The sequence below is a fragment of the Crenothrix sp. genome, from assembly GCF_043729335.1.
In the GTDB taxonomy this organism is placed as follows: domain Bacteria; phylum Pseudomonadota; class Gammaproteobacteria; order Methylococcales; family Methylomonadaceae; genus Crenothrix.
In genome coordinates, this window is record NZ_JAYTLQ010000002.1 from 166,680 (window position 1) to 189,330 (window position 22,651).

Here is a 22,651-nt window from a genome sequence, read left to right on the forward strand (position 1 = left end):
CGGGTTTTAATACGAGTTGCCCACTTACTCTACACTTTAGGCAATTTCCTAGAGTGATATCGTCTTAAGAACTAACATTCAATGAATATAATTATGGCAGATACCTTTAAATTTAAGAGGATAATTACCAATGCGTAATTATACAAAGAACAACAATGATAATTATGACCAGTTACTTGGAAAAGCAGGTGTGGTCTATATCCTTGCGAACGATGCACTAGCCCCCAATATATTTAAAATTGGTGCAACTCAACGATCTGGTGCTTTACGTGCAATAGAGCTCAATAAAGAAGCAACCACAGGGTTACCAGCAGAATACAAATGTATATTTGAATACAGCAGTTTAGATTGCGGAAGAAGTGAAAGACAGGTTCATGAAAAACTCGATAAATTTAGAAGAGGAAAACATGGTTTCAAGAATAGTGGCAAAAAATGGGGGCAAGAGTTTTTCAAGATTGATGACTTGGAGCTAGCAAAAATAATAATTATTGAAATATGTAAAAACACCCTTCAGGCACAACCCCAAGAAAGATACAGTTCTTCATCGAGCCGTGATATTAATTTGCCCTATACAAATTGGTGGGTAAAAAGACTTGTTGAGTGCGCAATAATAGCAGGCGGCGTATTAGCTATAGGAAGCAGATATAAAGAGCAAAAAGCGATACCTATTCAAGCGCAGACGCAGTCTGTACAAGTTCAACAAACTTCATTTCCTATATTAATCGAAGAAGAAAAGAAATTAGCCAAAGTACAAACAAATGCCACAACCAATACAAAAGAGGGAAATTTTGATAGCGATAAAATTCAAGAGTCCCTATTAAACAACGACAAACAGGAGCTATCCGAAGAGCCTGTGATTACCCAAACAAACGATACAGTTCGTGCAGAATGGAAAGAAGAATCAAAAAATAACAACGCTTATAAAATAGCCGAGATAAAAGGCAATCGCGATACCATAAGAAAACAGATGAATGAATCGAAAAGATTTTCACTTAATTCTAATTATTACCGCAAGCTCAGCAATAATGCGAAAACAGAAACTAAATGCGAATTCAAAACTGTAATGACAAATGAGGAAATTAAAAATTGCCAAAATTAACACGTTATAAAACAACCTATAACCATCTGTTTAATAGAGTATTCGTCGGCAAGCCATCATAATTCACACAACTGAATTAATCTGAACTTACTTCATCAAATAATTGAAAATTAATGATCCCTTCAAATATGACTGTTAACCCAACGCACAATATCCGCAGTATTCATAGCGCCAGCATTCCGTGCGATTTCACGACCCGCTTTAAATATTACCAACGTAGGAATGCTACGAATATTAAATTGAGCCGCAATACTTTGCTCCTGTTCAGTATTGAGCTTGGCTAAACGTGCTTTCGGCTCAAGCTTGCCAACTGCTTCAGCATAAGCTGGTGCCATCATCTTGCAAGGACCACACCACGCCGCCCAAAAATCAACAACCACCGGAATATCATTCCGTGTAATATGCTGTTGAAAATTTTGGCTGGTTAAATCCAACGGATGTCCGGTAAACAAAGCCTGTTTACATTGACCGCAACGTGGATTCTGGCTTAATCGCTCGGCGGGTATCCGGTTTACCGTCTGGCAATGGGGACAAACAATATGCAGCGTGTTCATAAGATCACCTTTTTTAAGGTTTAATGACTTAAGATATAAGGTCACCAGAGTAAAATTCAATATTGAAATCGCACCCCATTATATTGCCAACCATTAAATGACTTATTACCAATGCCCGCTTTGCGCAACCCCGCTTACGTTGCAACCCACCGGTAAACACTACGCCTGCCAAAATCAACATCATTTTGATGTGGCTAAAGAAGGTTATCTCAATTTATTGCCCGTGCAACACAAGCATTCATTAGAACCTGGCGACAGCAAACAAATGCTACAAGCACGCCGGGGATTTTTAGAAGCGGGCTATTATGCCAAGATGGCTGAAAGCGTAGCCATGATGATTGCGGCGCATTGTCCCAGTCATCAAAATCTACGATTATTGGATCTGGGCTGCGGCGAAGGCTATTACAGCCGTGGTCTTGCGCGTTTTATGGAGGAACAAACACCCGTAGAATTACATGGTGTTGATATTGCCAAATTTGCCATTGCAGCGGCAGCCAAAAAACAATCCAATGCCCGCTTTGTGGTTGCCAGCACCAGTCGATTGCCCTATGTCGATCACTATTTTGATTTAGTGCTGCGCGTCTTTGCGCCGTCAAATGCGCTTGAGCTTAATCGAGTACTGAAACCTTCAGGACTATTGCTAACGGTCACACCCGGGCCGCGACATTTGTGGCAATTAAAAGAGTTTATTTATACGGACGTAAAAGAACATACGCTAGAGCCAGAACTTGCCGATGGATTTGTGCGCATAGCCACCGAGCGAATCCAGTATCAAATCACTCCTAATCCTGAACAAAGACTTGCGCTGTTACAAATGACACCTTTTGCATGGCGTGCCAATGTGCAGGTTCAGCAAAGCATCCAGTCACTTGCAGAGCTTACTATAGATGTGGACTTTAACTTAACGTTGGCAAAAAGGCTGGAGAATTCACAGCCCATATCACCTGCCGCTAAAAAAGAAGTGGACGAATGACGCCACTATCCCAATAATGCCTAAACCTACTTCTAAAAAGACCAGTCTCTGACAGATTAGGTAATCAAGTCCACTATTGAAATGGCTGAAGCTCATCAAAACCGATATCAGCGAACTCAATAGTCCTTAGACGACCACAATCGACGGATACCATGTTCTTTTATACTTTACCTATCTTGTTCAACAGCATTCGCTCCGTCAGCCCTACCGAATGCCTGCTCATGGCGCTTGCATTATTTGCCCTACTCTATATTAGCGTATCAGCAGAAGATAAAAAATGGCAGCCCCAAGCGTACTCTAATTTTCTGTTGGCATCATGGCTGGGTGGGGTATCGCTTTATTGGGTATTTTGGCCGTTTTTTCTATTATTAAATGCCAGCTTAATCGCGGCTGATTTATTGGCTAAAAGTGGCCTCATTACCGTTTCCGGCTGGGATGATATTCATTTCATACTTTTATTTCCCATTACCTGGTGGACCATCAGTATATGGCGGTGCTCTAATAACACGCGCTTACGGGTATGGGCGGCGTTGGCACGCTGGGTAACCGTGGCTTTATTGGTTGAATACGGATTAAAATTGCTGATTCGTATTGACTACCCGCGTATATTTTTCAATTGCGAAGATTTGCTCTTAGATTACGGCAGTTGTTTTTAAGGCTATGTTAATTCAGGATAACAGGTGCGGAAGGGTGGGGATAAGTGCGATAATACCCATCTGAAAGATGTGAGCTGCTTTTTAGCAGCCGCGCAGAAAGCCAAACCATAGGTTTATGTTTATGATAGAAAATTTAACACCACAACAATGCTGGGATGTCTTACAACAAAATCCTGCGGCGGTAATGGTGGATGTACGATCCAAAATGGAACACCTGTTTGTAGGACACCCACCTGGCGCAATCCATATTCCCTGGAAAGAAGCACCTGATTGGCAATTAAACAGCAACTTTGTTGCCGAAATAAGCCATAATATACCTGATCATAGTGCGCCGATTTTACTATTGTGCCGCAGTGGCCAGCGTTCATTGGATGCTGCAAAAGCACTTGAAGCAGTAGGCTATCAGCGTTTAATCAATATTGTCGATGGTTTTGAAGGGCCTTTGGATGCCAACAAACACCGAGGCAATCTAGGCGGATGGCGTTTTTGTAGTTTACCTTGGCAACAAAGCTAATTGCGTTCATTTTTTATTGATGATTACGTGACATTTCGGCTATTTCTGCACGTTAGAACCTACGCCTTCCCTACATTGAGATAATCCGTTAGCTTTGAATCCGTAATAATCTCGTTATCATCCCAACGTAAACTATATCGCCTAACCCAACAAGAGCGCCTAAAGGCGTACCATACTTCCTTTAAAACATTAGAGTACAACAAGTGATTGAAAAATTAAGAAACATTGCAATTATTGCGCACGTTGACCACGGCAAGACGACCCTGGTTGATAAATTATTGCAACAGTCGGGTACTTTTGCCGCTCACACTAAAGTGACCGAGCGCATTATGGATTCCAACGATATTGAAAAAGAACGCGGCATTACCATTCTGGCAAAAAACACTGCGCTAGACTGGAACGGTTACCATATCAATATTGTTGACACCCCAGGCCATGCTGATTTTGGCGGTGAAGTAGAGCGCGTGTTATCCATGGTGGATTCAGTGTTATTATTGGTTGATGCGGTTGATGGCCCGATGCCACAAACCCGTTTTGTCACCCAAAAAGCTTTTGCGCTGGGTTTAAAGCCCATCGTCGTTATCAACAAAATAGATCGTCCCGGCGCACGCCCACAATGGGTTGTAGACCAAACGTTTGATTTATTTGATCGCTTGGGCGCTACCGATGAGCAGCTGGATTTCCCGATTGTTTATGCATCGGCAATTAATGGTTACGCTGGCTTAGAGCACACCGTCACCGGTGGCGATATGACCCCATTATTTGAAACCATCGTGGAAAAAGTCAGCCCACCACCTGTGGACATGGACGGCCCGTTTCAAATGCAAGTTTCAAGCCTTGATTACAACACTTATGTAGGTGTTATTGGGATTGGCCGTATCCAGCGCGGCAGCATTAAAGCTAATCAGCAATTAATTATTGTTAATCGTGAAGGCGTCGAGCGCAAAGGCCGCATGTTACAAATTTTTGGCTTTCATGGTTTGGAACGTGTTGAAGTACCGGAAGCCCGTGCCGGTGACATTATTGCTTTTGCAGGCATTGAAAAACTCGAAATTTCAGACACCATCTGCCATCCGGATAAGATAGAAATCATGCCGCCGTTAATGGTCGATGAACCAACGGTAACCATGACATTTCAGGTCAATAACTCACCGTTTGCCGGCAAAGAAGGCAAATATGTAACAACCCGCCAAATCCGTGATCGTCTTGATAAAGAACTGCAACACAACGTTGCCTTAAGAGTTGAAGATACCGGCGACCCAGACAAATTTAAAGTATCTGGCCGTGGCGAATTGCATTTATCAGTTTTAATTGAAAACATGCGCCGCGAAGGCTTTGAAATGGGCGTATCGCGTCCTGAAGTTATCATTAAAGAAATTGATGGCAAAAAATGCGAACCCTTTGAAACGGTTACCATTGAAGTGGAAGAAATCCACCAAGGTACCATCATGGAAAAACTGGGCGAGCGCAAAGGCGATTTAACCAACATGATGCCCGACGGTAAAGGCCGTATTCGTTTGGAATATATGATGCCCTCTCGCGGCCTGATTGGTTTTCAAACTGAATTTATGACCGCTACCTCAGGTTCCGGTTTGCTTTACCATGTCTTCGACCATTACGGCCCTATGAAAGCCGGTGAAGTCGGCAATCGTCTGCGCGGTGTAATGATTTCAATGGTGGCGGGCAAAGCGGTAACCTATTCATTACATCCATTACAAGAGCGCGGCGAATTGTTATTGGTCAATGCCGATGAAGTTTATGAAGGCATGTTGGTCGGTTTGCATTCACGCAGCAATGATTTGTGCGTCAACCCGTGTAAACCGAAGCAATTAACCAACGTTCGCGCATCAGGTACCGATGAAAGCTTGGTATTGGCGCGTATTCAGAAAATGACTTTAGAGCAGGCCTTGGAATTTATTGCTGAAGATGAATTGGTAGAAGTCACACCAAAATCGATTCGTTTACGCAAGAAACTATTAACGGAAAATGAGCGCAAAAGAGCTGCAAAAAGTTAATGACATAAAAAAACCTCAGAACAATGGGGGTTCTGAGGTTTGCAGTCGCCAGATTTTGTAACATCCATTTAAGTTAGCATCCTGCTTACTATCCATGCTGCTGTTTTGGCGACGGTTCTATTATTGCAAAAAAAACCAACAAACACAGCCAGCTAATACGGAATTTTACGTCATCTTAAGATGACGTAAATAATTACAGAATACTGCCTCAACTATTTTATTTATGTAAATAATTGCATAATCAGTAAAGACTTGGTGCTTACACCCCTCTCCAATACCTTAACAGTAAATTATTTTTATAAAAACACACTTTGTAGTGTTGATTTTTTCTTTAATCTGGAAACGCTATGATTATTTTAGGTAAATTACAAACCGCATGTATGGCAACCCTGAGCATCAGCGTTATGCTGACACTTAACGGCTGCTCTATTTCAAACAGTATTGGTTCAACGTCAGACAGCTCAGGCTCTCTAGCCAATAGTTCGGAAAGTATTTCAGACTCATCAAAGTCGTCCAGTAAAAGTAGCGAAAATGATGACAAACCCAAAAAAGATAACCGCTATGAAAGTGAAGTTTCAGATTTTACATTGACTTATCTACGCGTAAACTCTTACCCAGGCAGTCGAAATAGCTTTATGAAGGGTATCAGTGATGTCGCAGCGCATAACGGTATTGTCGATTGGGAAGCCAATCCGGACACTTACCTAGCCATTGGTAAAGGATTAAAAGCAGCTAATATTTCCGGCGCTCAATATGAGACATACAAAATGCAGTTCAGCAGCGGCGATGCAGGCAAGATGAGCAATATTCAGTATGGATACGCGCATTAGGCTCGTTTATTCAATGTGAAAGCGGTATTTTTGCTGTTGCTGCTGCATATTGGCAGCGCACACGCTAAGTCTTTTCAATTTTTATACCTGGAAGCCAGCGAAGGTAATGCCAGCGGCGGCCATGTGGCCGTGCAACTGAGTAACGTTATTTATCATTATCAATATGAAAATGCTCTGATTCGTTTATTTAAACGAGATACACAGGCATTTCTGGCTGACTATCAATTACGCCAAAATCGCAGTTTGCATGTTGCCGATGTAGCTGTTTCCGATGCGACATACATGCTCATCAGCGATTTTTTTAAGCAACGATTTTTTGAGCAAACCCAGCAGCTAAAACAGTTGCAGGCGGTGCAGCACGATCAATTCTTAGTACAGGCATTGTTAGAAAAAAAAGTCGGTACGCCGATTTTTTCAGCCACTGCACAAGCCGAATTACCCCAATTACCCGGAGCGGGCTTGTTTTACACCAATACCGATTCAAACGAAAAATGCAATACAAGACAAGCCAGCATAACGGTTCTTGGCAAGGTAAAACAACAGCTTGAAAATCAGTACGGCAAGAATTTTCTATCTCAAAAAATAATAGCCTCGAGCCATTCATTGCGCGGGTTAAAACCGACAATGACTTCCTTTTCTGAACATTACAATGATTTGCTAAACGGTTTACTCGCCTTGCAGGTGCTGCAAAACTCTCAAGCTTTAACTAAAAACAGCTGTTTTGAAGTGAATTCCCCTTCTATGCGCTTGAGCGATGCAGACATAACGCAGGCGCGGTCTTTTCAACAACGGCTGATTGAATCCGCCCAATCGTTAACCATTTCAAATCGTCCGGATTGGGGTTATGCTTTATTTGTCACTTTGGCACGAATTATTGTTTTAGAGCAGTCCATACAAACCCGGCAGTGGACATTTTTAGAGGATACTGATGAAACAGTCGCGGCTATCAACAGCGAACAACTCATGCTGTATGCGGCACAACAACAAAAACAGCGCACTATGGATTTACGCTATTTGCATGAAGCGATTGCGGATTTTAAAAAAAGTGCAACGCCGGATGAGCAAGATTACACGCGATTAGAAATGGCCGCCAATCGTCATCAGCAATGGCTACTCAGCGACAAATCGGGCGAATTACGCTACGCCAGCGACCAGCCATTACCCCATAAAAGCGTGCCGATAAGCCATTTTTTAATGACTGATTTGCCCGCAGAACAGTTTGCCATTGCATTACGTCAACAAAAGCCCATAACCGAACACGCCATCAATAACGATAAACAGCGTAATGCCTACCAATTGCTGACTAAAAATTGCGTCACCATGTTGCTGGAATTGATTAACGCGGCAGTATCTGGAAAATCCGAAGCATTGCTGGGTGGCTATATCGATCCTAAAACTAATTTTATTCCCTTTCAAGCCTTTGATGCGGTATTAGAAAACTATAAGGTTATCAGCAACCGTGTTTTGCCTGCTTACCGTCAACAAAAGTTGACTACGTTGTATGCTCGAGAGGTTGATAGCTGGGTGTACGCGCGTGAATCTAATATTTTCAGTTCCAGCTTGTATAACCATAATCCGGATGATGCCTGGTTTGTATTTTTTACCGATGATACGCTTTGGTTTCGCCCGTTGTTTGGCGCGGTTAATACTTTGGCTGCAACCTCTCAAAGCCTGTTAGGTTTATTGCGCTTGCCTTTCGATGACGGTAAGGAAGTAAAAATAGGCGTTCGCGGTGTTTTAACCAGCTTGCCGGAACTGGCTTTTTTTAATATTCGTAAAGGCAGTTATCCGTATAGGATTGAGCCTTAGATAATTTGCAAAAAACTGTATTTAGGTATATTTTCTATACCAATGTACACATTTGAATATGACAACACAAAAAGCCAATCAAATCTGGAAAAGCATGGTATTAATTTTGCTGATGCCCAACAGATCTGGGACGATCCTAGTTTTATCGAAATTCGGGCAGATTCTGATGATGAGCCAAGATCATTAGTTATTGAGCGAATTGCCAAAAAATGCTGGTCAGCAGTGGTTACTTATCGTGATGAAAATATTCGTCTTATTTCAGTTCGGCGCTCACGAAAATTAGAGGTTGCGTTATATGAAAGCTAAAGAATTTGATAAAAAGTTTGATGATGATGAAAACGACATTGTTGATCATCTTGATTTATCTACAGCTAAACGTCCTAATCAAATGCAAAAAAAGGTAAATGTTGACTTTCCTACTTGGATGGTTGATTCACTTGATAAAGAGGCAAATCGAATAGGCGTTACTCGCCAATCCATTATTAAAATTTGGGTGGCAGAACGACTCGAAAAAATAACCGATAATAAAACTTTGCGGCAACTGTAATTTTTTTGTTCAGTGCCAGTTTAGCTTAAGGCTCTCAATAGAGCCAACTGAACTTGAAAAGTGGATAATTATCCAGACATAGACAATAACTTGTTAGGTTTCACATATGCCAGTCGCTATTGAATCCATCGCGTGTTCAAAGTGCTTCATGGATCGCGGCCTTCAGCTTGATGCCGAACAACTCGGTGACGAAAACGCCGCTGCATGCCAAAATTGCGGAAGCTCTGATGGATATAAGCTCAATAAAGAAAAACTTGGGAGTTTGGCATATCGATTTTTCGTGTGGGGATCGTTCTGGCAAACTGACTACGGTGGCGCACCACTTATCCATTTCAATGAGTATCAGACTACGAGCATTGAGCCATCACCGTGGCTCAAGTCAGATGTGGAGCTTTTCGAGAAGTTGCTGGGGATAGGCTTCTTCCACTACGGCCCACGCCTCTGGATGATGGGCGAAGTCGAGCCATTGAAGGCGCTACAAAAATTAGCTTTAAGGCCTTCTATCGTCGAACGCATTGTGCGTGAATACCCAACCCGCGAGATTGAACCAACGCTATCGTTTTATCGAATTCGGAAAGACCCAAAATTTCCATCAGAGCATCATGAGTACGACAGTCCGCCCGCAGCGTTTGATGGAACTGGTCGGCTCGATTCCAACGGTTCGCCAGCGCTCTACGCATCTCCCGATTTGCAAGTCTGCGTCCATGAATGCAGAGTCACTGCCGAAGACGAGTTGTATGTCGCAACCCTTGCGCCAACTCGCAAACTGCGGCTTCTCGACTTGTCAGTGATCTTACAGGAGAACAACAGTATACTGAGTTTGAGAGCCTTGATATGGCCGTTCATATGCTATTTTTGGCCGGCAAGCATTCATACGACATCACCAGAGCCATCGCGACTGCTGCGTGCAACGCTGGGTTCGATGGCCTTATCTACCCGTCGTACTTTAGTCTCCTTCGGCTAGGCGTGATGCCACTTCGAACGACTTATGGGCTATCGCATCGGAGAATCCTGCAGCTCCAAGCTCATGAAGAGTCTTTCGCTGTTCCGAACCTAGCAGTCTTCGGGCGACCTTTAAAGGCAGGCTCGATCACAGTAAAGTGCATCAACAAACTTGTGCTCACTCGAGTTGCCTATGACTTTCATTTCAGACCAGTAACTTTCTAGTGCCGTAGGTTGGACTAAACAGCATGAAGCCCAACATATCATTGCTTATGTGTTGGGCTTCGTTACCTCAGCCCAACGAAACTGGAACTCATTAACGTGGAGGTATATGGAAAATCCGAGCAATTGTTGGGTAGATATGTTGATCCGAAAATTAATTTCTTTTTCAATTAACCATAATATTTGTCTTTCCCTGTTAAAGCATCAAACTGCGCTTTAATCGGGCTGAACCACGACTTTTTCTTAGGCAACGGTAACTCTTCAACAGCATCTACCTCTTTATCAGCCCCCCATTCTTCTTCTATTTCTGCTGCTGAGGTCAATTCAGCAACGGGTGTTGCTTGCAGCGTTTCTGCGCTGACAAGATCTGGCAACACATCGACAGAAGCGGCTGCATTGATTTCTCCCCGCTCCGTTGAAGTAGGCTTGGCTTTGCCCGTTAATGCGCTTAAACGCAACTTAATTGGATTGAACCACGACTTTTTTTCAACCAAAGGCTGCTCTTGAATAGGTTGCTGTATTATTGAAACGGCCACTTCTTCACTATCGGGCACTTCAACCATTGCTTCAACAGCAATAGACTCTGGTAACGCCTCAAGAGCCATAGCTACTGCTATAACGGGGACTTCATCTATCGTTTCAACCGGCATATATTGCTGAGTTGTTTCTTCAACAACAGCCGCAGATTGCACAGCGTTAGGTGCTGAAGCTACCGCATTCACATCAGTATCTAACACCACAACAGACTTTTTTTGTTCCTTACTTTCAAACTCAGAGATAAGCTTTTGGAGCGCTTGCTGCGCATTATCTTTTTGCATCTGTGCATCACGGGTTAATTGTGAAATATGCGTGTTTTGCGATTCTAATGCCTCTTGTAATTCTTGGATGATTGCATCCTTATCTGACAATTGCCCTGCTAAGGTTTGCTGATTATATTGCAGCTCAGTGAGCATTTTTTGATGGTTCTGCGAACGTTCGGCTAATTGTTTAACGACACTGGTATGGCGCTGCCATAACACAGATGAATCAAGTCCGTCACTCACCAAGATGGGTTGTTGCTCCATGCCAAAATCAGCCTCTAAAGCCTGGACAGCATGAGTCATATTTTTATTGTGCTGATAAACTTGTGTTTCTAACTCGGCAATAGAGTGTGCGGCTAAAGCTTGTTGAGCTTGATTGTCTATGCCATTCTTGGCAATTTGTTGCTCTTTCTCAATTAACTGCTCTTTTGCTTGATGTAATTGCTGCTGCACGTTATCCAACTGATAATTTATTTTCAAATGCTCTTGTTCCCGAACAAAATTGTTCGCTTCAAATTTGCGTCTGAGCTTACCCAGTTTGCTACGGTGAGACGTTGACATCATTAGGGCAACGGCTAATCCAGCCATCAAGGCGATGACTCCAGGATAGCCAGGATTTTCAAGTGAAAACTGATACCAGCTAAAAAATAGATTTTTTATGACCGAGACATAAGGTTCCATAAGTACTCCTCTAAAATTATTGTTATTGTGCGCTACCAGGTCTTAGGGCTATCCATAACGTTTTTATTCTTTTTATAACCTGTTGCATTATAGAATGCGTAGACCCAGTACATTTATTTGCCTTTCTAGCAGACTAGATCAGCTTATTCCGCCTTGATTAATAACACGTTTATGAGAAAAGGTATAGAAAATTATTGCTGCAACTTATAACATATAAGCTATGCTGCTTATAATTTCAGAAAGCTGCAATAGCCTCTACCCTGCGAATATCAATTACTCCATCTCAATTGTACTCATCAGGACACGCTTGCGGATCGATAAAAAACCGGTACTTTATATTCTTGCTTGGACTCACTTCCATTGATTCGGCTTCGCGCGTAGTTTAAGCAAAACGCCAAAAGACACAAGGATTCATGGCCAGCTTATCCTAATGCTTTATGTACTTTCAGTTCTGGCTTTCCATTGCAACACGCTGTAACCTATAATGAATCAACATAGTATTTCTTTCGTATGCGTTCACCTCCCCCTTTGAAGAAAAAGTGGAGAGCTTACGAGGGGCGAAGGGGGCTTATTTAAAAAATCTCCTTAACCCCTCTTTTTCAAAGAGGGGAACTGAACGGTTACTTTCTTTCTATAAAAAGGTGCGCCCCGTGCAACAAGAGGTTTTTGCAGGTTTGAAAAAAATCCCGTTTCTAGCCCAGCTGCCAGATGATGCATTGTTGGCTTTGGCTATAAAAGCCAAACCCGCCAAGTTTCCCAAACAGACAGCTATTATTACCGAAGGCGAAGAAACCAGTTCTTTATACATCATACTTTCAGGAAAAGTGAGGGTGTTCAGCAGCGACAAAAAAAGTAAAGAAGTCACTTTGTTGATTCAAACCCCCGGCTCCTGCTTTGGTGAGATTGCTTTATTAAGCGATGAACCGCGGTCAGCATCGGTTGTCGCTTTAGAAAAAACGCTGTGCGGCGTCATCTCCAAAAGTGATTTTAGTCACTGGTTAGTTTTGCATCCTGAAGTAGCGATCAGCTTATTGGGCGTGTTAGCAGAAAAGGTGAGATCGTTAACACAAAAAGTTAAGCAACTGGCGCTATCAAATGTCTACGAAAGGACTATTAAAGTATTGAATGATATGGCGGATCCACAAGACGATATACAAGTTATCGCCCTACGACCTACCCAATATGAATTGGCCACGATGGTAGGATCGTCCAGAGAAATGATTAACAAAATAATGCATGAATTAGTCAAAGGCGGCTATATCACCCTTGATGAAAAATCGTTAAGAATTGAAAAAAAACTACCCGCCTCCTGGTAATAAATCCAAAATAGCCTTTTCTTGGGTGGTAAAATTCAGTATCGCAGCTTTTAAAGTACGGTAACAACCAGTCACAGCTTGATAATCTTTACGCGACAAACTATTTTCCAGATTAAATGCAGGCTGCTGAATATCAATAAAGCCGCAAAAACTTACCGAGCCATGTAATTTGTGGGTGATATCTAATGCGTTTTGAAACTGTTTATTTTGCAAGGCATATTTAATATCTGTTATTTGCTGAGGCAATTCGAAAAATAATTTTTTGAATATTATTATCGTTAAGTTTTCATTGTTCTGGGTTTTATCCAGCAAAATTTGAATGTAGTCAATCGGCGCAAGACTATGGGTATTTTTTTTCTTCTGGATAAACTGAGCCAAGGCATTGGCGCTGGATGACTTGTTCCAACAATCATCAATACCTAATGACATAAAATGTATTCTTGAATGGCTTTTATGCTCAGCAATCATGACGACTAAAGGAGTCTTGCAATTAAGATTACCCGCATTTTTTACAAAGTAGATAATTTCAGCATTGGCCAACGCGGCATCAAGCAAAATCAGATTGAAGCGAGTGTATAATAACGTTATTAATGCTTCATTTTCGTTATTAGCTATTGTCAGGCATACATCATCTTGCAATAAAGACGAGGAATAAGAGTTAATAGTCTTTTTTTCAATAAGCAGCAGATTAAACGGTTCCATACCTAGCATTTTTATCATGTTTTTACGTAAAATCCGACTATAGGCGCAACGACTTTTTAAGTTTGACGTACAAAGCTGTGTACCCACGCCATGCCATCGCTATTCCAAACCATGCCAGCATGCATTTTTAAAATGATATCTTTATAGACGTCAAGACTTTCATACCCTTCAGCTTTAGCATGCTCTTCGGTCATATCCCCCAAGCGTTGGCGCTGTAAATCAGTGATGACAAATAGTGTCTCTCCCAATTGAAAGGTTTCACCAGGCCAACCATACGCCCCATGACGGCGCTGTTGAGTCTTTGTGCCGGCGATTGCGGCAGCGACCAATTTAGGATGTGTAATCAGGCGCTCAATCGAGCAGGTTTTTTCAGGGAAAAATGTCATAGTGTTTGCGGTTGGGTATTTTTAAAATGATGAACTTTAATGCACCTTATACAAGGACTAAATATTATTAAAATAATAGCATTATCCCGGTTAACAAAAAATGTTCAAGCACAACAAAGCTATTGCCTAAAAACGCAGTATTACCGCGCCTTAGCTGGAATGTTATTATCATTGTCAGCCGTTGTATTTATTAGCTTCTTAACTAAACTAAAGGCAGAAAACGGAAAAGCGGCTTAGCTTATCCGTAAGAAGGTTAGTGCTAATTAGTCTCGCCTATAATTTATTAAGTTTTAAGCATTCATTGTCTTATAAAGGAAACTCGCTATGAAAATTTTACTTCTGTCATCAACTTATGACAGTTTAACTCAACGCCTGTATGTCGAATTGGCTCAAAGAGGACATAAGGTAGCTTTTGACATTGCCTCAAGCGACTTACAAACACTGGATGCTGTACAACAGCATCAGCCGGAATTGATTTTTTGCCCTTCGTTAGACACCACATTGTCCAAAAGCATCTGGCATCGCTATCGGTGCATTACATTGCACCTTAATACCGATAAAAATCATAGCGCATCCGCATTGGATTGGGCCATACAGCATCAGGAAGCTACTTGCACGCTTACCGCCATACAAATATCTTCAGAAATGGATGTTTGCAGTAGCTGGGCCAGTGCAATCTTTACGCTACGCCTAGCAACCAAAAGCAGCCTTTATTTATTAGAAGTACAAAAAGCCGCTGTAGACGTTGTCTTACAAACAATTGAGCACACTCAAAATCCTGATTTTATTCCCCAAAAACTAGATTACAGTAGCGCCACCGACAAAGCAATCTTTCAAGTTCTGATGACACAAGCCGACCGAAAGATTGACTGGGACCTAGACAGCGCGGCCACCATAGTAAACAAAATCAATGCCGGTGATGGCTACCCTGGTGTTGCCGATAATATCCGAGGAATAGACTACTACATCTATGGTGCAACCCTTGAAGATACTTTGCGTGGCTCACCTAAAGCCCTTATCGCCAAGCGCCTTGGCGCGGTATGTCGAGCCACCATCGATGGTGCTGTATGGTTATCACATCTTGAACCCAAAACCGCTGAGACGGAAAGAAAGTATTTCAAATTACCCGCCGCAATGGTGTTTCGCAATAAGATAAAAGATTTACCCGAAGTGCCGGTAACGATTTACGAAACCTCAGCAAACACTTACCGAGAAATTTGGTATGAAGAACACAATCAGGTGGGTTATTTGCATTTTGATTTTTACGAAGGTGCAATGAATACCGAACAATGCTTGCGTCTACGTGATGCCATTTTAGAAGTACTTGAGCACCCTACCCGTGTGTTAGTGTTGTTAGGTAGCCATTCATTTTGGTCCAATGGTATCGATTTACGGGTTATCGAAGCATCTAATAACCCGCCAGAAGAATCCTGGCATAACGTCAATGCCTTAAATGACCTTATTCTTGCCATCGTTACAGCCACAAAAAAAATAACTATTGCTGCAATACATGGCCAAGCCAGTGCTGGCGGGGTAGCGTTTGCCGCCGCATTTGACAAAATTTGCGCACGCAGTGGCGTGATGTTTAATTTAAATTATAAGTCCATGGGATTGTTCGGTTCCGAATATTCGACTTACACACTACCCAAGCGCATCGGTTACGACAAAGCCTTAGAATTAATTGAAAACTGCCGCATTCTCAGCACTCGAGAAGCTAAACATATTGGCTTAATCGACCACATAATTCCTGATCATTTCGCTGCTTTCGACACTAAAATAAGAACCATGGCCGAAGCACTGGCTCAACATCAAAGTTATGACAAGATATTAAGGTCAAAAATACAACGCCGCAATCAGGATGAATTTCTCAAACCTTTGCAATATTACCGAGAAGAAGAGCAGCAACGGATGAAAGAGGCATTTTTTGAATCCAACGCACTTTATCATTTAATCCGTAAACAGTTGGTTTATAGCAAGCACCCGCCTGCTCAAGATCAGTGATGATGGCCTTACATTTCGGCACAACTATAATCCTGGATATTGTGAGCATTAAATGCTTAACTACACCTATTGTCTTATTTAAATTGCAGGTTGCAGTACGTGTTTAAAAAAACATCGTCATTTACATCAATGGTCACACTGCAAAGCAGAACTTTAAAGCAGCTCCAGCATCAAATCGCTACCCAGCAGCAATTGACACAACGCATTAAAACGGTATTGCCTCAAACACTGGCCAACCAAGTGTTGCATTGTATTTTAAAAAAAAATCATTTACTGATCTACACCCACTCTGCAAACTGGGCATCACAGCTGCGTTTTTATAGTCCGGTGATAATTGATGCAGCAGCAGAGTCCATTGGTGCGGTAATCAGTACTGTGCAGACCAAAATAATTGCCAAACCCCATGTCCCCAACGTAAGCCCGCGCAAACTTAATGTCCCTTCCGCAGAAAATATTCAATTTCTCAAGACATACGGCGTTTCAATCCAAGATGACCCGCTAAAAGTTGCGCTATTGAAACTGAGCAAAACACTGACACAATTATCGAGTCGCAAACCTTAAAAACTCACGCATTATTAAGCCGCTGTTCGTGGTGTTTCCGCTGAACGCATAAAGGAAATCGGGGCTTCATCTTCTTCGTAAGTAATCATTTCCCAAGCATCTTTATCATCTAACAAGGTGCGAAGTAATTTATTGTTTAAGCCGTGCCCAGATTTATAACCGGTAAACTCGCCAATTAAACTATGGCCTAACAAATACAAATCGCCAATGGCATCCAGGATTTTGTGTTTAACAAACTCATCGGCATAACGCAAGCCGTCTTCATTGAGAATTTTGACATCATCTACGACAATCGCATTATCCAGACTACCGCCTAAAGCAAGATTGTTTTGTCGCAGCATATCAATGTCTTTCATAAAACCAAAGGTTCTAGCCCGACTGACTTCTTTTACAAAAGTGGTCGATGAAAAATCCATTGTTGCTGTTTTGACATGCTCCTCAAAAGCAGGATGCTCAAAATCTATCGTGAAGGTGACTTTAAAGCCGTCAAACGGTTCAAAGGCAGCCCATTTATCACCATCTTCAACCCTAATACTGCGTTTGATGCGAATATATTGTTTTGGACAGTCTTGTTCCTCTACACCCGCAGATTGCAACAAAAACACAAAAGGCCCCGCGCTACCATCCATAATGGGCACTTCAGCAGCGCTAACATCAATCAGTGCGTTGTCTATGCCTAATCCGGCAAAGGCTGACAGCAAATGCTCAATGGTGGATATTTTCACATCCCCAGAAACCAGAGTCGTCGACAACACTGTTTCACCTACGTTGCCAGGCGTTGCTTTAATCGTTACAGGAACATCGAGATCCACCCGGCGAAACCTGATGCCAGTATTGGGCTCACTTGGGTGCAAGGTCAAATAAACCTTATCGCCCGTATGCAGGCCAACACCCGTGGCTCTGATAGTATTTCTTAATGTTCTTTGTTTAATCATAAAATGATATCGCTAAGTAAAGAGAACGAAGGGGGACTGTGATTTTATCATAATCTGCCATCATACAGAGACCAAACATTTCTTTACAGAAAGCACTAATCCGCCTGACGTCTTAAAAAAGCCGGAATATCTAGATAATCTAAATCCATGCCTTCTTTAGCCTGGGCGCCAAAACGTGATTCTCTGGTTTCAGGTTTATTTTGTCGAATAACGGTCGGCGTGTCTAATACGCCATAATTAACTTCACCGGTAGAGGCTTTTCTAATCAGGTTATTTGTTGTTTTAACAGCCACTTGTGCGGGCGAACCCATACCCGTTGCAACAACAGTCACTTTGATTTCATCGCCCAAGTCGGGGTCAATGGCAGTACCAATTTTGATGATGGCATCTTCCGAAGCAAACTCATGGACAATCTCGCCCACCTCGTTAAACTCTGCAATGCTCATATCCGCTGCTGAAATATTCACCAAAATACCCCGCGCGCCCTGCAAATTAATATCTTCCAGCAAAGGACAGGCAATCGCTTTTTCAGCGGCTTCACGGGCACGGTGATCACCTACAGCGGCACCTGTACCCATGATGGCAGCTCCCATACCGGACATCACTGTCCTGACGTCGGCAAAGTCAACGTTAATCATACCGGGGTGAACAATCAAATCCGTAATACCTTGTACCGCATCCAGCAACACATCATTGGCCGCTTTAAAAGCATTCATCAACGATACTTTATCACCTAATACTGGCAGTAACTTTTGATTAGGGATAGTAATCAATGAGTCCACATACTTTTCAAGCTCTGCAATGCCTTGCTCAGCAATCGACTGCTTCTTTTTGCCTTCAAAGAGAAAGGGCTTAGTCACCACCGCAACGGTCAAGATACCCATTTCTTTAGCGATTTCTGCAATCACGGCAATAGCACCGGTACCGGTACCGCCACCCATGCCAGCAGTTAAAAAAATCATATCCGCACCGTTAATGACTTCTTTAATGCGGTCTTTATTTTCTTCAGCTGCTTGCCTACCAACTTCTGGATTAGTCCCTGCGCCTAAGCCCTTAGTTAGCTCGACACCCAGTTGGATGATGGTGCCGGTGTCTAATTTTCTTAATGCCTGTGCATCGGTATTGGCACAAATAAATTCTACACCTTTAATGCTGCTATTAACCATATGATGAACAGCATTACCGCCGCCACCGCCCACACCGATCACCTTGATTACTGCGGTTTCGGTACACATATCCACTAATTCGTACTTCATCATCGCTGCCCCTTCATAATCTGTAAAATTCTTAAAAATTCCCTTGAAACCAGCCTTTCATTTTGGCAAAAAAGCCGGTTTCTTCTGTGTCTATGCCTCTGCCGCCCTGATAATCTTTACCATACATCAACAAACCAACACCAGTGGAATGTATGGGATTTCTGACCACTTCTATCAGCCCTGTCACATTCTGAGGGCATCCCAGGCGTACAGGCATGTGAAAGATCTCTTCCGCTAACTCAGTCAAACCCATAACTTTTGAACTGCCACCCGTTAATACAATACCGGCGGCGATAACATCTTCATACCCGCTACGTCTTAATTCTGCCTGAACTAATAATAATAATTCTTCATAACGTGGCTCAATGATTTCCGCCAAATTTTGTGACGATATTTTACGCGGCGCCCGATCCCCAATACTAGGCACCTCAATAATCCCATCAGCGCTGGCCAGCTGCGTTAATGCGCAGGCATATTTCTTCTTAATATCTTCGGCATTAATAGTTGGGGTGCGCAAAGCAACAGCAATATCATTAGTGACTTGATCGCCTGCAATCGGTATAACCGCCGTATGTTTGATGGCACCTTCGACAAAAATAGCAATGTCAGTTGTACCGCCGCCAATATCAATCAAACACACACCCAAATCTTTTTCATCTTCTGCCAGTACCGAATTACACGAAGCCAGCTGTTCCAGCACAATGTCATCCACCTCAAGATTACAACGGCGGATACATTTAATAATATTTTGGGCTGCACTGACACTACCGGTTACCATGTGTACCTTGGCTTCAAGGCGAATACCCGACATACCGATAGGTTCTTTAATGCCATCTTGCAGATCAATTACAAACTCCTGCGGCAAAATATGCAAAATTTTCTGGTCGGCGGGTATGGCCACCGCGCGGGCAGAATCAATGACCCTGTCTATATCGTATTGCGTAACCTCTTTATCTTTAATGGCCACAATGCCGTGTGAATTAAGGCTGCGGATATGGCTGCCTGCAATCCCTGCAAACACGGATTTTATTTGACATCCCGCCATCAGCTCCGCTTCTTCTATAGCTCGCTGTATAGATTGCACCGTAGACTCTAAGTTGACTACAACGCCTTTCTTCAGTCCCCGAGAGACTGTTGAACCAATACCTATAACTTCTATATTACCATCACTACTGATTTCCCCAACAATGGCTGCAACTTTCGTAGTTCCAATATCAAGCCCGACAATTAAATTCCGCTCTGTTCTTTTTGCCATTTTTCCACTCTGCTTCGCTTTTTTTTGGATTACTCATTGATTTTCTTATCTGCGTCTAATGGAAGCTGCCAATCCACTTGTGTGGCATCAGGGCGCCATGAAACCGCGTATCCATTCAAATATCTCAGATCAACAATATCCATTTCATCGATTCTGTCTTGTCCTAATATTGGCACTGTTTTCAAAAAACGTTGTAATTTTTTTAAAGGATCATTACGACCCATCACTATTTGCAAGCCATTTTTCAATCTTATTTTCCATGTCCAGCGTTCACTAATGGTAAATTCTGCCAATTCCATGGACTGATCCGCTAATGCTGTTTTAATGCCCTTCATGACTTCTAGTACTTTTTTCTGCTGCTGTATCGGCCCTTCAATGATCGGAAGATCTTGAAAGGGCTCAATATTTGTGGGGGTGAATATTTCACCACGTTCAGTAATTAGACTCTTTTCCCCCCACCGAACATAGGCTTTTTTTTCATGCACTTTAATATCTATGGTGTCAGGCCAAATCCGCGCAACGGTTGCCGTCTTAACCCACGGCAAAGACGCAACAACACTTTGTATGGATTGCATGTCCACATCAAAAAAATCCCGCGCAACCTGCGGCTGCAAGGCAATTTTCACTTCGTCTTTACTTAAGTATTGAAAAACCCCTTCCGTTCTAACATAGCGTATTGGAAAAGCCTGTTTTATTTTTTGTTCTACAGCGTTGCGTCCAATAATTGAGACTATACCGGTAAGCAATAATATTGCAGTAACCCAAATTTTACTGCTTATACTGTTCATTACCCGAAACTGGTTTCCAAAATACGCCAGACTAATTGCTCAAACGTAAGACCTGCCTGTTTTGCTGCCATCGGCACTAAACTATGATCGGTCATCCCGGGCACAGTGTTAATTTCAATAAGTTGGGTTACACCCAAACTATCAATAAACATATCTACTCTGGCCCAGCCTGTTACACCCACTGCTCCACTAGCTGTCAGGGCTAATTTTTTTAAGTGTAGCTCCTGTTCTTCATTTAATCCGCACGGACAATGGTACTGGGTTGTTGTCGCGTTATATTTTGCTTCGTAATCATAAAACGCATTAGGTGTTTCCAGACGAATAGCCGGTAGAGCCTCGCCATTTAATACCGCAACTGTATATTCCTTACCGGTAACCCAAGCTTCTGCATAAACGTCACAACGAAACTGCGCAGCTAGCTTTAGCGCCTGCACTAATTCATCGCGATTATTAGCCTTGCTCATACCCATGCTGGAGCCTTCCAGCGCCGGTTTAACAATCACCGGAAAACCTAGTTTTTCAATACACGGATCAATATCGCTTTCATTTTTTAATAGATACCATTTAGGTGTCACCAAGCCATAGCCTTGCCAACACAATTTGGTTCTAAGCTTATCCATGCTTAACGCAGAAGCCAGTACACCACTGCCGGTATAGGGAATGCCCAATACCTGCAAAACACTTTGTAATACGCCGTCTTCACCGCCACGCCCATGAATAATATTAAATACCCTGTCAACCTGAATATTGGACAACGCATCAATGGCACTGCCGGTAACATCAACAGCGATAACATCCACACCTTGGCTTTGTAAAGCAGCAAAAACTGCCGCACCGCTGCGCAAAGACACTGGCCGCTCCGCAGCCGATCCGCCCATCAAAACGGCAACCTTACCAAATTCTTCTGGTTTTGTAATCACTTATAGCCTCGCATTTTCTCCTACCATACAAACTTCTGTTTGCAGTATGACACCGTGTAAATCTTCAATTTTACGCTGAATATAGTTAATTAAGGCTTCTATATCGGCAGCCTTAGCATTGCCGGTATTAATAATAAAGTTAGCATGTTTTTCGGAAACACACGCCCCACCAATAGAAAAACCTTTTAATCCCGCATGTTCAATTAATCGTGCGGCATAATCACCGTCAGGATTTTTAAATACCGATCCACAACTGGGTTGATTGGTCGGTTGGGTTTGCGCCCGTTTTTCCAGTAAGCCTTTTATTTTCTTCTGGCTCACATCAGCATCACCGGATTGCAATAGCAAATGTGCCGATAAAAACCATTGATTATCAATGCCCTTTACTGATCGATAACTGATGCTAAAATCCTGCGGGGCTTTGGTATTTACCGCACCCAAAGCATCTATGGTTTCCACATCCTTAACAATACGCCAGGTTTCACCATCAAAAGCGCCAGCATTCATTTTCAATGCCCCACCCATAGTACCGGGTATGCCAGCCAAAAACTCAGCTCCCACCAATCCCTGTTCAGAACAAAACCGAGCGACATGCGCACAAGGCACTCCAACTTCAACATACACCACATGTTCATCAACACGGCGCATCGTTTTTAACCGGCTTTTGGTGGTGATGACCGTACCCCGAATACCGCCATCACGAACCAACAAATTACTACCCAAACCCATCCAAAATACCGGCTCACCCACCGGTAGTGCCTTCAAAAACTCAATCAAATCTTGCCGATCTGCTGGAATGTAAACCTGATCTGCAGGGCCACCTACCCGCCAACTGGTATATTTCGACAGGTTTTCGTTACTTAGCAAGCGCCCTTTCATTTCAGCAACC

At 42.7% G+C, this 22,651-nt stretch carries 23 protein-coding genes; 13 read left to right on the forward strand and 10 right to left on the reverse strand.

The genetic code is table 11. From position 1 onward, the window contains the following. The first annotated feature begins 130 nt into the window (after nt 1-130). Nucleotides 131-1,099 (forward strand): GIY-YIG nuclease family protein, encoded by a 969-nt coding sequence (locus ACHZC4_RS01345; protein ID WP_394751960.1) that lies wholly within the window; start codon nt 131-133, stop codon nt 1,097-1,099. 122 nt (nt 1,100-1,221) lie between these two features. Here ACHZC4_RS01345 and trxC read toward each other — a convergent pair whose 3' ends face one another. Then, nucleotides 1,222-1,653 (reverse strand): thioredoxin TrxC, encoded by a 432-nt coding sequence (gene trxC / locus ACHZC4_RS01350; protein WP_394751961.1) that lies wholly within the window; start codon nt 1,651-1,653, stop codon nt 1,222-1,224. A gap of 97 nt (nt 1,654-1,750) precedes the next feature. Between trxC and rlmA the strand changes: the two genes are divergently transcribed. From rlmA to ACHZC4_RS01395, 9 genes are all read left to right on the forward strand, one after another. Beyond that, nucleotides 1,751-2,626 carry a 23S rRNA (guanine(745)-N(1))-methyltransferase gene (gene rlmA / locus ACHZC4_RS01355; protein ID WP_394751962.1) on the forward strand — a complete coding sequence of 292 codons (876 nt, stop codon included), beginning with the start codon at nt 1,751-1,753 and terminating at the stop codon, nt 2,624-2,626. Nucleotides 2,627-2,778: 152 nt separating this feature from the next. Next, complete coding sequence (locus ACHZC4_RS01360) at nt 2,779-3,282, forward strand: hypothetical protein (RefSeq protein WP_394751963.1); 504 nt, start codon at nt 2,779-2,781, stop codon at nt 3,280-3,282. A gap of 121 nt (nt 3,283-3,403) precedes the next feature. Further along, nucleotides 3,404-3,796 (forward strand): rhodanese-like domain-containing protein, encoded by a 393-nt coding sequence (locus ACHZC4_RS01365; protein ID WP_394751964.1) that lies wholly within the window; start codon nt 3,404-3,406, stop codon nt 3,794-3,796. A gap of 203 nt (nt 3,797-3,999) precedes the next feature. Beyond that, complete coding sequence (gene typA, locus ACHZC4_RS01370) at nt 4,000-5,811, forward strand: translational GTPase TypA (RefSeq protein WP_394751965.1); 1,812 nt, start codon at nt 4,000-4,002, stop codon at nt 5,809-5,811. A gap of 347 nt (nt 5,812-6,158) precedes the next feature. After that, the gene (locus ACHZC4_RS01375) at nt 6,159-6,641 is read left to right on the forward strand and encodes a putative lipoprotein (protein WP_394751966.1); all 483 of its coding nucleotides are present in this window, start codon (nt 6,159-6,161) and stop codon (nt 6,639-6,641) included. A gap of 15 nt (nt 6,642-6,656) precedes the next feature. Beyond that, entirely contained in the window at nt 6,657-8,450 is a 1,794-nt protein-coding gene (locus ACHZC4_RS01380; RefSeq protein WP_394751967.1) for a hypothetical protein, read from the forward strand. A gap of 42 nt (nt 8,451-8,492) precedes the next feature. Further along, nucleotides 8,493-8,756, forward strand: coding sequence for a BrnT family toxin (locus tag ACHZC4_RS01385; RefSeq protein ID WP_394751968.1), 264 nt, complete (start codon nt 8,493-8,495; stop codon nt 8,754-8,756). Next, nucleotides 8,746-8,997 carry a type II toxin-antitoxin system BrnA family antitoxin gene (gene brnA, locus ACHZC4_RS01390; RefSeq protein ID WP_394751969.1) on the forward strand — a complete coding sequence of 84 codons (252 nt, stop codon included), beginning with the start codon at nt 8,746-8,748 and terminating at the stop codon, nt 8,995-8,997. The genes ACHZC4_RS01385 and brnA overlap by 11 nt, the downstream gene beginning before the upstream one ends. Before the next feature lie 106 nt (nt 8,998-9,103). Beyond that, the gene (locus tag ACHZC4_RS01395; RefSeq protein ID WP_394751970.1) at nt 9,104-9,961 is read left to right on the forward strand and encodes an RES family NAD+ phosphorylase; all 858 of its coding nucleotides are present in this window, start codon (nt 9,104-9,106) and stop codon (nt 9,959-9,961) included. 370 nt (nt 9,962-10,331) lie between these two features. On the opposite strand, the gene ACHZC4_RS01400 is transcribed toward ACHZC4_RS01395, so the two are convergent. After that, the gene (locus ACHZC4_RS01400) at nt 10,332-11,642 is read right to left on the reverse strand and encodes a hypothetical protein (protein ID WP_394751971.1); all 1,311 of its coding nucleotides are present in this window, start codon (nt 11,640-11,642) and stop codon (nt 10,332-10,334) included. A 650-nt stretch (nt 11,643-12,292) separates the two neighbouring features. Between ACHZC4_RS01400 and ACHZC4_RS01405 the strand changes: the two genes are divergently transcribed. Beyond that, nucleotides 12,293-12,958, forward strand: a complete 666-nt coding sequence (locus ACHZC4_RS01405) for a Crp/Fnr family transcriptional regulator (protein ID WP_394751972.1) — start codon at nt 12,293-12,295, stop codon at nt 12,956-12,958. Here the strand turns inward: ACHZC4_RS01405 and ACHZC4_RS01410 are convergent. Then, nucleotides 12,941-13,678: an Hpt domain-containing protein gene (locus ACHZC4_RS01410; protein ID WP_394751973.1), complete on the reverse strand. Its 738-nt coding sequence runs from the start codon at nt 13,676-13,678 to the stop codon at nt 12,941-12,943. The genes ACHZC4_RS01405 and ACHZC4_RS01410 overlap by 18 nt on opposite strands. Nucleotides 13,679-13,716: 38 nt before the next feature. Beyond that, nucleotides 13,717-14,046, reverse strand: a complete 330-nt coding sequence (locus ACHZC4_RS01415) for an ASCH domain-containing protein (RefSeq protein ID WP_394751974.1) — start codon at nt 14,044-14,046, stop codon at nt 13,717-13,719. 324 nt (nt 14,047-14,370) lie between these two features. Here ACHZC4_RS01415 and ACHZC4_RS01420 point away from each other — a divergent pair, with 324 nt between their 5' ends. Continuing rightward, the gene (locus ACHZC4_RS01420) at nt 14,371-16,047 is read left to right on the forward strand and encodes an enoyl-CoA hydratase-related protein (RefSeq protein ID WP_394751975.1); all 1,677 of its coding nucleotides are present in this window, start codon (nt 14,371-14,373) and stop codon (nt 16,045-16,047) included. 129 nt (nt 16,048-16,176) lie between these two features. Next, a complete protein-coding gene (locus tag ACHZC4_RS01425; protein WP_394751976.1) occupies nt 16,177-16,608 on the forward strand; it encodes a DciA family protein in 432 nt (143 codons plus the stop codon). A 14-nt stretch (nt 16,609-16,622) separates the two neighbouring features. On the opposite strand, the gene lpxC is transcribed toward ACHZC4_RS01425, so the two are convergent. From lpxC to murB, 6 genes are all read right to left on the reverse strand, one after another. Beyond that, entirely contained in the window at nt 16,623-17,543 is a 921-nt protein-coding gene (lpxC, locus tag ACHZC4_RS01430; protein WP_394751977.1) for a UDP-3-O-acyl-N-acetylglucosamine deacetylase, read from the reverse strand. A gap of 95 nt (nt 17,544-17,638) precedes the next feature. Further along, nucleotides 17,639-18,799 carry a cell division protein FtsZ gene (gene ftsZ / locus ACHZC4_RS01435; RefSeq protein WP_394752129.1) on the reverse strand — a complete coding sequence of 387 codons (1,161 nt, stop codon included), beginning with the start codon at nt 18,797-18,799 and terminating at the stop codon, nt 17,639-17,641. Nucleotides 18,800-18,830: 31 nt separating this feature from the next. Beyond that, nucleotides 18,831-20,054: a cell division protein FtsA gene (ftsA, locus tag ACHZC4_RS01440; protein WP_394751978.1), complete on the reverse strand. Its 1,224-nt coding sequence runs from the start codon at nt 20,052-20,054 to the stop codon at nt 18,831-18,833. A 29-nt stretch (nt 20,055-20,083) separates the two neighbouring features. Continuing rightward, complete coding sequence (locus tag ACHZC4_RS01445) at nt 20,084-20,842, reverse strand: cell division protein FtsQ/DivIB (protein WP_394751979.1); 759 nt, start codon at nt 20,840-20,842, stop codon at nt 20,084-20,086. Continuing rightward, nucleotides 20,842-21,762: a D-alanine--D-alanine ligase gene (locus ACHZC4_RS01450; protein ID WP_394751980.1), complete on the reverse strand. Its 921-nt coding sequence runs from the start codon at nt 21,760-21,762 to the stop codon at nt 20,842-20,844. The genes ACHZC4_RS01445 and ACHZC4_RS01450 overlap by 1 nt, the downstream gene beginning before the upstream one ends. Then, the gene (gene murB / locus ACHZC4_RS01455; protein WP_394751981.1) at nt 21,763-22,641 is read right to left on the reverse strand and encodes a UDP-N-acetylmuramate dehydrogenase; all 879 of its coding nucleotides are present in this window, start codon (nt 22,639-22,641) and stop codon (nt 21,763-21,765) included. Nucleotides 22,642-22,651: the final 10 nt, after the last annotated feature.

What these genes read in the sequence shown, in the direction of transcription:
- ACHZC4_RS01345 (WP_394751960.1), top strand. Translation starts at nt 131, where the DNA reads ATGCGTAATTATACAAAGAACAACAATGATAATTATGACCAGTTACTT.
- trxC (WP_394751961.1), bottom strand. Translation starts at nt 1,653, where the DNA reads ATGAACACGCTGCATATTGTTTGTCCCCATTGCCAGACGGTAAACCGG.
- rlmA (WP_394751962.1), top strand. Translation starts at nt 1,751, where the DNA reads ATGACTTATTACCAATGCCCGCTTTGCGCAACCCCGCTTACGTTGCAA.
- ACHZC4_RS01360 (WP_394751963.1), top strand. Translation starts at nt 2,779, where the DNA reads ATGTTCTTTTATACTTTACCTATCTTGTTCAACAGCATTCGCTCCGTC.
- ACHZC4_RS01365 (WP_394751964.1), top strand. Translation starts at nt 3,404, where the DNA reads ATGATAGAAAATTTAACACCACAACAATGCTGGGATGTCTTACAACAA.
- ACHZC4_RS01375 (WP_394751966.1), top strand. Translation starts at nt 6,159, where the DNA reads ATGATTATTTTAGGTAAATTACAAACCGCATGTATGGCAACCCTGAGC.
- ACHZC4_RS01385 (WP_394751968.1), top strand. Translation starts at nt 8,493, where the DNA reads ATGTACACATTTGAATATGACAACACAAAAAGCCAATCAAATCTGGAA.
- brnA (WP_394751969.1), top strand. Translation starts at nt 8,746, where the DNA reads ATGAAAGCTAAAGAATTTGATAAAAAGTTTGATGATGATGAAAACGAC.
- ACHZC4_RS01395 (WP_394751970.1), top strand. Translation starts at nt 9,104, where the DNA reads ATGCCAGTCGCTATTGAATCCATCGCGTGTTCAAAGTGCTTCATGGAT.
- ACHZC4_RS01400 (WP_394751971.1), bottom strand. Translation starts at nt 11,642, where the DNA reads ATGGAACCTTATGTCTCGGTCATAAAAAATCTATTTTTTAGCTGGTAT.
- ACHZC4_RS01410 (WP_394751973.1), bottom strand. Translation starts at nt 13,678, where the DNA reads ATGATAAAAATGCTAGGTATGGAACCGTTTAATCTGCTGCTTATTGAA.
- ACHZC4_RS01415 (WP_394751974.1), bottom strand. Translation starts at nt 14,046, where the DNA reads ATGACATTTTTCCCTGAAAAAACCTGCTCGATTGAGCGCCTGATTACA.
- ACHZC4_RS01420 (WP_394751975.1), top strand. Translation starts at nt 14,371, where the DNA reads ATGAAAATTTTACTTCTGTCATCAACTTATGACAGTTTAACTCAACGC.
- ACHZC4_RS01425 (WP_394751976.1), top strand. Translation starts at nt 16,177, where the DNA reads ATGGTCACACTGCAAAGCAGAACTTTAAAGCAGCTCCAGCATCAAATC.
- lpxC (WP_394751977.1), bottom strand. Translation starts at nt 17,543, where the DNA reads ATGATTAAACAAAGAACATTAAGAAATACTATCAGAGCCACGGGTGTT.
- ftsZ (WP_394752129.1), bottom strand. Translation starts at nt 18,799, where the DNA reads ATGAAGTACGAATTAGTGGATATGTGTACCGAAACCGCAGTAATCAAG.
- ftsA (WP_394751978.1), bottom strand. Translation starts at nt 20,054, where the DNA reads ATGGCAAAAAGAACAGAGCGGAATTTAATTGTCGGGCTTGATATTGGA.
- ACHZC4_RS01445 (WP_394751979.1), bottom strand. Translation starts at nt 20,842, where the DNA reads ATGAACAGTATAAGCAGTAAAATTTGGGTTACTGCAATATTATTGCTT.
- murB (WP_394751981.1), bottom strand. Translation starts at nt 22,641, where the DNA reads ATGAAAGGGCGCTTGCTAAGTAACGAAAACCTGTCGAAATATACCAGT.